The 12,068-nt window shown below is 30.6% G+C and carries 12 protein-coding genes and 1 tRNA gene; 4 read left to right on the top strand and 9 right to left on the bottom strand.

Going from position 1 to position 12,068, the window contains the following annotated elements; translation table 11 throughout:
* Window positions 1-14 precede the first annotated feature (14 nt).
* A tRNA-Gly gene (locus tag VP90_RS04845) sits at window positions 15-89 on the top strand.
* 6 nt (window positions 90-95) lie between these two features.
* Window positions 96-443, top strand: a complete 348-nt coding sequence (locus VP90_RS04840; protein ID WP_262589983.1) for a 4a-hydroxytetrahydrobiopterin dehydratase — start codon at window positions 96-98, stop codon at window positions 441-443.
* Here VP90_RS04840 and purH read toward each other — a convergent pair.
* The 6 genes from purH to VP90_RS04810 form a co-directional block, all read right to left on the bottom strand.
* Window positions 433-1,968 carry a bifunctional phosphoribosylaminoimidazolecarboxamide formyltransferase/IMP cyclohydrolase gene (gene purH, locus VP90_RS04835; protein WP_262589982.1) on the bottom strand — a complete coding sequence of 512 codons (1,536 nt, stop codon included), beginning with the start codon at window positions 1,966-1,968 and terminating at the stop codon, window positions 433-435. The genes VP90_RS04840 and purH overlap by 11 nt on opposite strands.
* Window positions 1,968-3,593, bottom strand: a complete 1,626-nt coding sequence (locus VP90_RS04830) for a heparinase II/III family protein (protein WP_262589981.1) — start codon at window positions 3,591-3,593, stop codon at window positions 1,968-1,970. The genes purH and VP90_RS04830 overlap by 1 nt, the downstream gene beginning before the upstream one ends.
* Before the next feature lie 4 nt (window positions 3,594-3,597).
* Window positions 3,598-4,257 (bottom strand): ribulose-phosphate 3-epimerase, encoded by a 660-nt coding sequence (gene rpe / locus VP90_RS04825; RefSeq protein ID WP_262589980.1) that lies wholly within the window; start codon window positions 4,255-4,257, stop codon window positions 3,598-3,600.
* A 28-nt stretch (window positions 4,258-4,285) separates the two neighbouring features.
* Window positions 4,286-4,642 (bottom strand): hypothetical protein, encoded by a 357-nt coding sequence (locus VP90_RS04820; RefSeq protein ID WP_262589979.1) that lies wholly within the window; start codon window positions 4,640-4,642, stop codon window positions 4,286-4,288.
* Between the two features lie 69 nt (window positions 4,643-4,711).
* A complete protein-coding gene (locus VP90_RS04815) occupies window positions 4,712-6,526 on the bottom strand; it encodes a sodium:solute symporter family protein (RefSeq protein WP_262589978.1) in 1,815 nt (604 codons plus the stop codon).
* The gene (locus tag VP90_RS04810) at window positions 6,526-6,786 is read right to left on the bottom strand and encodes a DUF4212 domain-containing protein (RefSeq protein WP_262589977.1); all 261 of its coding nucleotides are present in this window, start codon (window positions 6,784-6,786) and stop codon (window positions 6,526-6,528) included. Before VP90_RS04810 ends, VP90_RS04815 begins: the two co-directional genes overlap by 1 nt.
* Before the next feature lie 121 nt (window positions 6,787-6,907).
* Here VP90_RS04810 and VP90_RS04805 point away from each other — a divergent pair, with 121 nt between their 5' ends.
* Window positions 6,908-7,531, top strand: a complete 624-nt coding sequence (locus tag VP90_RS04805; RefSeq protein WP_262589976.1) for an esterase — start codon at window positions 6,908-6,910, stop codon at window positions 7,529-7,531.
* Here the strand turns inward: VP90_RS04805 and acs are convergent.
* From acs to tsaD, 3 genes are read right to left on the bottom strand one after another with little or no spacing between them, the layout of a single operon-like run.
* Window positions 7,528-9,594 carry an acetate--CoA ligase gene (gene acs / locus VP90_RS04800; protein ID WP_262589975.1) on the bottom strand — a complete coding sequence of 689 codons (2,067 nt, stop codon included), beginning with the start codon at window positions 9,592-9,594 and terminating at the stop codon, window positions 7,528-7,530. The two genes, VP90_RS04805 and acs, sit on opposite strands and share 4 nt — an antisense overlap.
* 13 nt (window positions 9,595-9,607) lie before the next feature.
* A complete protein-coding gene (locus VP90_RS04795) occupies window positions 9,608-10,021 on the bottom strand; it encodes an EVE domain-containing protein (protein WP_262589974.1) in 414 nt (137 codons plus the stop codon).
* Window positions 10,021-11,094: a tRNA (adenosine(37)-N6)-threonylcarbamoyltransferase complex transferase subunit TsaD gene (gene tsaD / locus VP90_RS04790; RefSeq protein ID WP_262589972.1), complete on the bottom strand. Its 1,074-nt coding sequence runs from the start codon at window positions 11,092-11,094 to the stop codon at window positions 10,021-10,023. Before tsaD ends, VP90_RS04795 begins: the two co-directional genes overlap by 1 nt.
* Before the next feature lie 55 nt (window positions 11,095-11,149).
* Between tsaD and hemC the strand changes: the two genes are divergently transcribed.
* On the top strand, window positions 11,150-12,067 hold the full coding sequence (gene hemC / locus VP90_RS04785; RefSeq protein WP_262589971.1) for a hydroxymethylbilane synthase: 918 nt from the start codon (window positions 11,150-11,152) through the stop codon (window positions 12,065-12,067).
* Window position 12,068: the final 1 nt, after the last annotated feature.

Raw genomic sequence — 12,068 nt, 5'->3', positions numbered from 1 at the left:
AATATTTTTTTTAAGCGGGCATAGCTCAGTGGTAGAGCGTCTCGTTGCCAACGAGAAGGTCGAGGGTTCGACCCCCTTTGCCCGCTCCAAATTTTATGAGTGATGATCTTTTAAGAAAAAAATGTTTACCTTGTGAAGGTGGAGTCCTTCCTTTTGATGTATCTGAAATTCATAAATATCAGAAGAAAGTTGATGGCTGGGATATTATAGAAGATGAAAATAAAATATTTTTTCTATTTAAAAAATTTAGATTTGAAAACTTTTTAAAAAGTCAAAATTTTGTTAATGAAGTTGGTAAAATTTCTGAGGAAGAGGGTCATCATCCAGATATAAATTTTGGTTGGGGTTATGCAGAAATTAAAATTACCACACATGCAATCAAAGGCCTCTCAGAAAATGATTTTATTTTAGCTGCTAAGATAGATAAAATTACTAATGTCTGAAATGTCTTGTCTTTGAAAAGAGTAGAATTGTATTTGTTTCATTTGCAAATTTAATAATTTCTTTATCTCTAATTGATCCAGAAGGCTGAATTACAGCTTGAACTCCTGATTGAACTAATTTTTCAATTCCATCTACAAATGGAAAGAAAGCATCTGATGCTGCAACTAAATTATTTCCAAATAAATTAAATTTTATCATTTTACTAATTGCTATCTCGCAGCTATCTAATCTGCTTGGTTGACCTGATCCAATACCAACAATTGATTCATTTCTTGCAAGAACTATTGCGTTGGATTTGACATATCTACAAACATTGAATGCAAAAATTAGATTTCTAAGCATCTTAGGGTTTGGTTTTCTTTTAGATACAACTTTAAAATCTGTATTTTTAAATATTTTTAAGTCTTCAGATTGAACTAATATTGCTTCGTTTGATGAATTGAATTTTGTAATTTCACTGAGTGAATAATTTGTTGCATCAATTACACGTAAATTTTTTTTAGTTTTAAGTATTTTTAAGGCGTTACTATCAAAACCATTAGCAATAATTACTTCTAAAAAAAGTTTATTTAGCTCAACTGCAAGATTTTTCGTTATTTTAAAATTACAAGAGACTATTCCCCCAAAAGCGCTTATGGGATCACATGCTAATGCAGATTTATAACTATCTATAGGATTTGAATTTATTGATACACCACAAGGGTTTGCATGTTTTACAATTACTGTGCCTTTATTTTTTGGTAATGATTTTGAAATAGTCAAGGCAGCAAATATATCATTATAATTATTATAACTTAGTTGCTTTCCATGAATTTGTTTTAAATTAGTTTTTAAATTTTTTGAGTAGTATCCACTGAATTGATGTGGATTTTCTCCATACCTAAGTTTTTCAATTAAATTTGCAGAAAAAACTTTTTTATCTGGCAGGTGTATGTTTGCTTTTTTATTAAAATAGTTTGAGATTATCGAGTCATAGTAAGCAGTTTCTGTAAAAGCTGTTCTTGATAGTTTTTCTCTGAAATTTAATGATGTAGCTCCGTTATTTTTATTCATCTCATCAATTAATTCTTGATATTGATTAGAAGAGGTAATCACGGTTACATCATTATAATTTTTAGCAGCAGACCTAACCATTGTGGGACCCCCCACATCTATATTTTCAATTATTTTTTTATGATTATTTGTAGTTTCTAAAGTTTTTTCAAAGGGATAAAAATTTACAATTACTAGATCAATATTTTCAAAATTGTTTTTTTTTAAGTCATTTAAATGTGTTTTATTATTTCTTTTATTAAGGATTCCTGCGTGTATTTTTGGATGCAAGGTTTTAACTCTTCCCTCTAAAATTTCAGGAGAATCTGTAAAATCAGATACTTCTAAACAATTAAATTTTAATTTCTTTATTTCTTTATAAGTTCCGCCAGAACTAATAATTTTGATTTGATATTTTTTTAAAATTTCTAAAACTGGTTTTAAATTATTTTTATCTGATACAGAAATAAGAGCTGTCTTTATTTTTTTCATTAAATTTTACTTATTTCCCATTTAATTATTTGTTCACTTTCATTACTCATGCCAGAGATAAATATATTTTGGTTTTCTTGATACGAATTTTTATTACCGAAATATAAACCATTATCAATATTTATATCATAGTTATCACAACTAAATTGCCAACCTTCATCTTCTAATTGTATTAATATAAACTTATTATTTTGTGTTTTCATAACTTTAGAGTCGGGATGAAGATGAAATCTAATATCAAATTTAATTTGCTTATCAGGATTTTTCCTTACTATTTTATCATGACCAATAAATTTAAATTGTTCAGGATAGAATTCTATTTCTCTATGATGATCTAATTTAAACTTTTTCAAGTAACCATTATGACTAGCTGAAATTTTCCAATAATTCTTCTCAAAAACTATATTTTTATTTTCAATTTTTAAATCTTTTTGTATCAAAAAATTATCTCCAGCTTTAATAAAATCACATGAAGAATAATCTTCAATTGAAAGTGTACTTTGCAAAGCAGTGCTTTTGGAAAATTTATTCAGTCTGTTTTTTGGATCTGGATAATATCCAGAATTTGAAATTAATTTTTTATCGTTAGAAAAAATTTCAAAAGATAAGGCGCCTGCCTGATAATTTTTGGTATATATTTTTTCAGGATTTGATCCAATATCAGCTGCAAGGATAAATTTTTTATTTTGTAATATTGTATACCCAGCTAACTCATTAATTTCATTTTTAAAAGTATATCCAAATCGTTTTAAATATTGGTCAAATTCATTATGATTAGATGAATAATTTCCATTAAAAAAGATATCTTGTTTTATGTTTTGCCATATAAAAGCATAACTGGATCCTAAATAATATATAGTTTCATCAACATATTCTGGAATTGGATTTTGTGATTCTTTAAACCATTCTCTAATAATGATTAGATATTTAAGATAAAAAACTAAATTTTGAATATTTCTTGATTTGGGAAAACCTTGTTTATCAAGAGAGTTTTTGATTAAATTTTTTAATATATTTAAACCACTCTCTAAATAATTTTTCTCATCTTTATACGCTAAACCTGTTAAAATTATTGCCGCACAGCCAATCAGTTTTTCTTCTGTTTCATCTAAATTTTTGATCTCATTTAATAAATGGTTAGTTTGTTTTTGAAGCATATGATTAAAATATAATCTATATTCCTCATTACTATCTTCATAAGTTAACTGATGATTGGAAAGCCAAGCAATAATTCTTTTTGCAGTAATATTGAATTCCCAAATATTTTCATCAAATTTTTCATTTTTATTAATCCAATTGAGAATAATAGATTGCGTGGTTTCTTTGGATGATTTTAAATCCAAACTAAAAAACCAAAAAAAATTGTTTAGTTTTTTAAAGTCTTTAGAAGAAATATTGTTTGTCCAGATAGTTTCAGTTACAAAATCTTCAATCTTATATTTTTTTTTCTGATACTTTATAATTGAAGATAAAAGATGAGGACTTGGTTTATATTCAAAATTGTTATCAAAAGTTTTTGAAATTCGTTTTTCATAAAAATTTGAATTTTTATATAATTTTTTAAATGAAGATTTTAACTTAAAAAATATTCCATTAGAAAGATTTAAGGAATTTCGAGATTGCATTAACTTATTTTGTTTTTAATAAATTAATATTCTTTTTAATATCTCCATCATTGCTTTTAAAAACCGTTGTACCAGATACAAGAATATTAGCACCAGCTTCAATTGCTATTTTACAATTATCAAAATTTATCCCACCGTCTATTTCAATATCAAAGTTAAGTTTTTCTATTTCTCTAATTTTTTTTAATTGTTTAATTTTTTCTAAAACTTCTGGCATAAATTTTTGTCCACCAAACCCAGGATTTACACTCATTATTAAAACTAAATCAATTTTATCTAAAAGATTTTTTATTAAATCTATACTTGTTTCAGGATTAAGAGAAACTCCTACCTTTTTTTTTAGATCTATTATTTTATTTATTGAATCTTCTAAATTGTCAGTTGCTTCTGGATGCACAGTAATTATATCTGCACCCGCATCCGCATAAGCTTCTATGTATTTATGTACTGGAGAAATCATTAAATGAACATCGAATTTTAATGAACAATGTTTTCTGAGAGCTTTAATTACTGGAGGGCCGATTGTTAAGTTTGGAACAAAGTGTCCATCCATAACATCTACATGAATCATGTCGGCCCCACCTTCCTCAAGTCTTTTTATTTCATTCCCTAATTGGCTAAAATCAGCTGATAAAATTGAAGGTGATATTTGTATATTTTTCATTGATATCTAGATTTACTAGTATCAATTTTTAAAATTTAATTGAATTAAAAAATTGATAAATCTGCCTAGAAATTTCACTTTCAAGAGGAAAAGACAACATCCCCATAACTGAATATCCTAAGATCCAAGGCATCAAATAAAATCTAATCATGAAAAAGAACCAAGCTACGTAAAGTGGCACTAATGGTTGTATAATAAATGATGGTGTGACAAGCTTAAAAATTCTCAATATGGGATTTGTAAATTTTACAAAAACTTTCATAAAGAAAAATTCAGAGTCTTCTCTTTGAAAGATATTCATTGCTACTCTTCCAACTAAAGTCCACATTATAATTCCAAGGATATAGTCAATTATATAAACTAAAGGATGAAAGTTAGCTGACATTAAGGGATTTATATTTGATCTTAAAAAGAAATAAAAGGGGCGAAATTAATCGCCCCTTAAAAAGATTATTTATTTTTGGCCGCCGATTACAGACGCACCCGCAGGTACCCTAGAATCATCAACCATTTTTTGTGTTGCAGCGCTCGGTGCTGAAGTCATTAAACTTACAACAACCATAGCCACTAAGCTAACAGTAGATCCGAAGATACCAAATGTTAACTGAGTAATTCCTAAGAATCCGCTTCCACCACTTCGTACCCAAACTAGATACGCGAAACCAGAAACTAATCCTAAGACCATACCAGCTATAGCACCTTCTTTATTAGCTCTCTTCCACCATACACCAAGTACAAGTGGCCAGAACAATCCAGACATCGCAAAGTCAAAAGCCCAGATTACTGAACCTAAGATACCTTGGATCTCCATTGCTGCTATAGTTGCTCCTGCAAAACCAATTACTACAAGTAATACCCTCGCAACAACTAGTCTCTTAGCAGTCTCAGCTTTAGGGTCTACCATTTTGTAGTAAACATCATGTGAGATTGCATTTGCGATTGCAAGAATCAAACCATCTGCAGTTGACATCGCAGCTGCCAAACCTCCAGCAGCAACTAGACCTGAGATTACATATGGTAATCCAGCAATTTCTGGTGTTGCTAATACAACGGCTTTACCACCCATGAAGAACTCGTTTAATTCAACAGTTCCATTTCCATTAAAGTCGTTTACAAACATCAGATTTGCTTGGTTCCAGTTTTGATACCAATCGATTGCTTGAACTTCTGCAATTGATTTACCAATAATACCTGTTGGTAAGTTTGGATCAATCAAAGCAAGTTTAGATAATGTCGCTAACATTGGTGCAGAAGAATATAGTAGGAAGATAAAGAATACCGACCAACCTACTGATTTTCTAGCTGCTTTTACACTTGGAGTAGTAAAGAACCTCATCATTACGTGTGGTAATGAAGCTGTTCCCATCATCATTGCTAATGCTAATGAGATGAAAGCCCAAGGTGTTGCGTTTACTTCAGAGTGAGCCTTAGTAATACCAGCTAACCCTTTAGGTACTGTAGCTAAATCAGCAGCAGAGTTTTTAACAAACCCATACTGTTGCTCTAACTCACCAATCCTAGCAACTTCATCAGCTAACATGAAATGTGGGAAGAAACCCGCACCAATGTTGTTACTGATCCAGAATACTGGAAGTAGGTAAGCTATGATTAGTACAATGTATTGTGCAACCTGTGTCCAAGTTACCCCTCTCATACCACCAAGCATTGAACATAGTAAAATACTAACTAGTCCAACATATACTGCGTATTGGAATGGGATATCTAAAGCAACAGCTGCAATAGTACCTGTAGCGTTAATTTGTGCAGTCACATATGTGAATGATGCAACAGTTAAAACGATAACCGCCATCAATCTTGCAGTATTACCACCGTATCTAGTACCTACGAAATCTGGAACTGTGTAACATCCAAATTTTCTTAAGTATGGTGCTAATAAAGTTGCAACTAACACATAACCACCTGTCCAACCTACAAGCAAAGCCATATATCCATAACCCTTGAAGTAAATACCACCTGCCATTGCAACGAACGAAGCACCAGACATCCAGTCGGCTGCTGTTGCCATTCCGTTGAACACAGTTGGAACCGTTCTTCCAGCTACGTAATAGTTACTTGCTTGGGCTGTTCGAGATAGCCAACCAATTGCTGCGTAGATGAAAATGGTAAAACCTACAAAGCAAATACCTATTGCTTTTGCAGACATACCCATCTGCTCACCAATCGCCATTAAGATTATGAAACCTATAAATCCACCTGTGTAGATTCCATAAACTTTAGGCAAGTTATCTATAAAATTACCCTTAATCATTAGTCGTCTCCTTTTTCACTAAAGCCGAACTCTTCATCAATTTTTTCTTGTCTACCTGCAAACCAGAAAATAAGGATTACAAATATTGCAAGAGAACCCTGACATGTGAACCAATAAGTTAATGGATACCCAAAAGGTCCAGAAACTTCGTTCATTTCAGCTCCGAAAAGGAATATACCCATTGAGAATACAGCCCAGATTGCAAGTGTTACAAACAACAAGCCTCTGGTCTTTTCCCAGTGTTGAGCGTTTTTCGCCATGTATACCTCTCTTTTTTAGTTATAACTGTTAAAACCTTAACCATTATGAAAGAGAATAAAAGTGTAAAATTAGCCGTATTAGGTTAATTTTTTCTAATAATTTCAATAAAATTAACTTTTTATGGATAAAAAAAAATTAAGTTGGAAAGATTTATCATTGAGTGATTTCAAAGTTTATTTTTTTTCATTGTTTAAAGCTTTTGTACCAAAAAAAAAAATTAAAACTTTAGATGAGTTAGAAGAGTTTGTTCAAACAAAATCTGCATGGATATCTCAAGTTACACTTTATAGTTATTTAAAAACTAGGATGGGGACAAGATATGTTCTTCATTTTGATAATGATGAATTTATGAAGTCTGTAAATGAAGCTAAATGGAATATATATTCTGTTGCTCTTCAAGATTTAACGTTTTTTACTTTTTCTTATTTAAAGGTTAATTCTAGTTTTAATGAACTAGATAAAGCTAAGGAAATTTTTTTAAAAATTTTAGATGATGAGACAACGAACAACATGCCTTTAAATGTCATCGAAGTTGCAAAAAAAGAATTTGATGAAAGACTAATTAATATTGATTGGGAAAAGTATCATAATGATCGTCCTTTCAACCCAAGTGCTTTATCAATGTATAAATGGGCACCAATAGCTGATGAGCTAAAAACACTTGATCGAAAAATAGTTTTAAATTCTGTTATTTTAAAATGGGATGTTATTAAAAAAGAATTTAAAGACAGAATACAGTTTTAAATATTTTTTCTGTTTTCAACCAAACTATCAACAACGCTAGGATCGGCCAAGGTAGTTGTGTCTCCTAATTGACCATGTTCATTTGCAGCAATTTTTCTTAAAATTCTTCTCATAATTTTTCCAGATCTTGTTTTTGGAAGTCCTGGAGTGAAATGAATTAAGTCAGGTGTAGCAAGTGGACCAATTTGTTTTCTTACCCAAAGTTTTAGATCTCTTTCGAGTTCACCAGTTTCCCTTTCACCAGCATTTAATGTTACATAACAATATAATCCATTACCTTTAATATCATGTGGGTAACCTACTACTGCTGCCTCTGCTACTTTTGGATGAGCTACAAATGCACTTTCAATTTCAGCTGTACCTAAGTTGTGTCCTGACACAATAATTACATCATCTACTCGACCTGTAATCCAATAATATCCATCTTTGTCTCTTCGACATCCGTCACCAGTAAAATATTTGCCTTCAAACTGAGAAAAGTAAGTATCAATAAATCTTTGATGATCCCCATATACTGTTCTCATTTGTCCAGGCCATGATTGTGCTATGCAAAGTCTTCCTTCTCCAGGTCCTTTTATCTCTTTGCCTGATTTATCAACCAACATGGGCTTAATTCCATAAAATGGTTTTGTTGCAGAGCCAGGTTTTAAAGGAATAGCACCTGTTTGAGGGGCAATTAATATCCCTCCTGTTTCTGTCTGCCACCATGTATCTACAATTGGGCACTTAGAATTTCCAACTGTTTTGTAATACCACATCCAAGCTTCTGGATTTATTGGTTCACCAACAGTTCCAAGTAACTTTAAAGATTTTCTAGATGTTTTTTTTACAGGCTTATCACCTTCTCTCATTAGAGCTCTGATTGCAGTGGGTGCAGTATAAAAAGTATTTACTTTGTATTTATCTACTATTTGCCACCATCTAGAACTATCAGGATAGTTTGGTATTCCCTCAAACATTATAGTTGTTGCACCGTTCGAAAGAGGACCATAGATAATATAACTGTGACCTGTTACCCAACCAATATCAGCAGTACACCAATAAATATCTTTTGGTTTGTAATTAAAAATATATTGATGAGTCATTGATGCATACACCATGTATCCACCTGTTGTGTGCAAAACTCCCTTTGGTTTTCCAGTTGAACCTGATGTGTATAAAATAAATAAAGGATCTTCTGCGTTCATTTCCTCTGGCTCACACTGTGAAGGAACATCTTTAATTAAATCATGATACCAAACATCTCTATCATAATTCCAACTAATTGAATTTCCTGTACGTTTAACAACGATACATTTTTTTACATTAGGACAGCTCTCTAATGCTTCATCAGTTGTTTCTTTTAATGGAATAGTTTTTCCTCCCCTAACACCTTCATCTGCTGTAATTATATATTCAGACTCACAGTCATTCACTCTTCCAGAAATAGAGTCTGCTGAAAAACCTCCAAAAATAATTGAGTGGACAGCACCAATTCTAACGCATGCTAACATTAAAATAGCAAGTTCTGGTATCATCGTAAGATAAATTGTAACTCTATCCCCTTTTTTAATACCTAATTTTTTTAAACCGTTTGCTGCTTTAGAAACTTTTTGATGAAGCTGTTTGTAAGTAATTTTTTGACTATCTTTTGGATCATCACCAACCCAAATTATTGCTGTTTTATCTTTTTTATCTTTTAGATGTCTATCGATACAGTTTGCAGATGCATTTAGTGTTCCATCTTCAAACCATTTAATTTTTACTTCTTTAGAACTGTATTTAACATCTTTAATTTTTTTATAAGGTTTAATCCAAGTAATTCTTTTTCCTTCTTTTTTCCAAAATTCGTCGTTATTTTTTATAGATTGAGAATATTTTTGCTCGTATTTACTTTTGTTGGCCAAACTACTTTTGATCCACTCAGGTTTAGTTTTTATAATTAATTCAGGAGCAGATTTTTCACTTTGTTTTAAAATTTTTTTTGATTTTTTTCTTTTAACTTTAGTTTTTTTCTTAACTGCAGTTTTCTTTCTTACTTTAGTTTTTTTTTTAGATTTAGCTTTTTTCTTTTTTTTTGGCATGGATTATTTTTTTTTAAATTTTACTCATGTTATTTATAATTTTCCAGCTTTTATCATCAATTGGCATTACTGAAAGTCTACTTTGTTTAATAAGCGCTAAATCGCTTAAATCCTTATTTTTTTTGATATTTTCAAGGGTCACTGGTTTAGAGAACTTACTTTTAAATTGGACTGTTACTGCAACAAATCTTCCAGTCTTATCAGTTTTATCTAAATAGTGTTCTTTAATTACTTTTACTATCCCAACCACTTCTTTGCCAATATTAGAGTGATAAAAAAAACATAGATCACCCTTCTTCATATTTTTTAGATTGTTTGCTGCTTGATAATTTCTAACACCATCCCAGGGTGCACCTTTTTTGCCAGCCTTAATTTGTTGCTCAATGGACCAAACATCTGGCTCAGATTTTAATAACCAATAATTCATTATAATTGTACTCCCGCACCTTTTAAAAATGCAGCTTTTTCATCTAAAGGCCATCTAGGTTTTGCTGGGTAATCTAAAGTATTAAATTTATTTAATTTATATTTTTCTAAACCTACCATTGCAATCATAGCAGCATTGTCCCCACAAAGTTCTATTGGTGGAAATATACTTTTATAATTTTTAGCCTCACATAAATTAATTAACATTGATCTAATTTTTTTGTTAGCAGCAACACCACCAGCAACTACAAAAACTTTTTCTTTTAATTTGTTTTCTTTTTCAAATTCTTCAAATGCTATCTTTGTTTTTTTATTAAGAATTTCTTCAACAGTTTTCTGAAAAGAGGCTGCTAAGTCAAATTTTTCTTGATCTGTTTTTATAGATTTTGCAATTTTTAAAATTGCAGTTTTTAATCCTGCAAAAGATAAATTACATCCACCTTTATTAAAAATTGGTTTAGGCAAATCATATTTTTCAGGATCTCCTTTTTTTGCCAAAACCTCGATTTGTGGTCCACCAGGAAATTCAATTCCTAAAAGTTTAGCTGTTTTATCAAATGCTTCACCTAATGCGTCATCAATAGTTGTTCCTAATCTTTTATATTTTCCAAGACCTTGAACACTTAAATACTGTGAGTGACCTCCTGAAATTAATAATAATAGATAGGGATAATTTAAATGGGAATTTAACTTAGGACTTAATGCATGACCTTCAAGATGGTTAACTGCTATAAAAGGTTTATTAATTGCGCTTGCAAAAGCTTTTCCAAAACTTAAACCAACTGACAAACAAACAATTAAACCTGGCCCAGCAGTTGAAGCAACAGCATCAATTTCTTCAATTTTTTTTCCACTATCTGAAATTGCTTTTTCAACAATCCAATCTATTTTTTCTATATGTGATCTTGCGGCTAGTTCGGGAACTACTCCCCCAAATTCTTTGTGAACATCTACCTGACTAGAAACAATATTGGATAAAACTGTTGGAATTCCTTTGTCATTTTCAGTTATTATAGATGCTGCAGTTTCATCACAGCTAGTTTCTATTCCAAGAATTAAGGGTTTTTTACTCATTCAAATAGTTTTTAATAATTGTACAATCTCAATACAAGTAAGAAATAAATTTTTAATGAATAGAAAAATTATAATTGGTTCAAGAGGAAGTAAATTGGCTTTGCTTTATGCGCAAAAAGCTAAAGATAAAATTATTGAAGTTTTAGACTTACCAGATGATCAGATTGTCATTCAAACAATAACCACAAAAGGTGATCAAATTCAGGATCGAAGATTGTCAGAGGTCGGTGGTAAAGGTTTATTTTCTAATACGATTGAGAAAGAACTGAAAGAAAAAAAAATTGATATAGCTGTGCATGCATTAAAAGATATGCCAGCCACTGAAACTGAGGGACTTAGAACAAATTCATTCTTAGAAAGGACAGATCCAAGAGAAATTTTAATAACAAATGACAAGAAAAATATTAAGGAATTAAAACAAAATGCAATAGTAGGAACCTCATCTTATAGAAGGGAATTTCAAATTAAAAAAATAAGATCAGATGTTATCTGTAAATTAATAAGAGGAAATGTAGATACTAGAATCAAAAAGCTAAAGGAAGGTATTTATGATGCAATAGTTTTGTCTTATGCGGGTATAAAATATTTAAATTTAGATAATGAAATTTCTGAAATTTTTCCGACTGATCAAATTATTCCAAGTGCAGGCCAAGGTATTATTGCTTTACAGTGTAGAGATGATGATGATGAAATTATAAAAGTTTTGGAAAAAATAAATCACAAAGATACTTATATGAGAGCTCACATAGAGAGAAACATTTTAAAGGTATTGGAAGGCGACTGCGAAACTGCAATAGGTGCTCATTCAATTATAGAAGGGAATAAAATTACCGTTGAAGCTGAACTATTCTCACTAGATGGTTCTCAAATATTTTATGAAAAAAAATCTGGTAATATTGATATGTTTAAAGAAATTGGAACAGAAGTTGGTAACACTTTAAAAATTAAATCTAATAATTCGTATAAAAAGTAAA

Origin of the sequence: Candidatus Pelagibacter ubique HIMB140, from assembly GCF_025558165.1 — a bacterium.
Lineage (GTDB): Bacteria > Pseudomonadota > Alphaproteobacteria > Pelagibacterales > Pelagibacteraceae > Pelagibacter > Pelagibacter ubique_T.
This window is presented reverse-complemented; position numbering and strand designations above follow the sequence as displayed.

Coding starts and splice junctions, on each gene's coding strand:
- VP90_RS04840 (WP_262589983.1), top strand. CDS start 96: ATGAGTGATGATCTTTTAAGAAAAAAATGTTTACCTTGTGAAGGTGGA.
- purH (WP_262589982.1), bottom strand. CDS start 1,968: ATGAAAAAAATAAAGACAGCTCTTATTTCTGTATCAGATAAAAATAAT.
- VP90_RS04830 (WP_262589981.1), bottom strand. CDS start 3,593: ATGCAATCTCGAAATTCCTTAAATCTTTCTAATGGAATATTTTTTAAG.
- rpe (WP_262589980.1), bottom strand. CDS start 4,257: ATGAAAAATATACAAATATCACCTTCAATTTTATCAGCTGATTTTAGC.
- VP90_RS04820 (WP_262589979.1), bottom strand. CDS start 4,642: ATGTCAGCTAACTTTCATCCTTTAGTTTATATAATTGACTATATCCTT.
- VP90_RS04815 (WP_262589978.1), bottom strand. CDS start 6,526: ATGATTAAGGGTAATTTTATAGATAACTTGCCTAAAGTTTATGGAATC.
- VP90_RS04810 (WP_262589977.1), bottom strand. CDS start 6,786: ATGGCGAAAAACGCTCAACACTGGGAAAAGACCAGAGGCTTGTTGTTT.
- VP90_RS04805 (WP_262589976.1), top strand. CDS start 6,908: ATGGATAAAAAAAAATTAAGTTGGAAAGATTTATCATTGAGTGATTTC.
- acs (WP_262589975.1), bottom strand. CDS start 9,594: ATGCCAAAAAAAAAGAAAAAAGCTAAATCTAAAAAAAAAACTAAAGTA.
- VP90_RS04795 (WP_262589974.1), bottom strand. CDS start 10,021: ATGAATTATTGGTTATTAAAATCTGAGCCAGATGTTTGGTCCATTGAG.
- tsaD (WP_262589972.1), bottom strand. CDS start 11,094: ATGAGTAAAAAACCCTTAATTCTTGGAATAGAAACTAGCTGTGATGAA.
- hemC (WP_262589971.1), top strand. CDS start 11,150: ATGAATAGAAAAATTATAATTGGTTCAAGAGGAAGTAAATTGGCTTTG.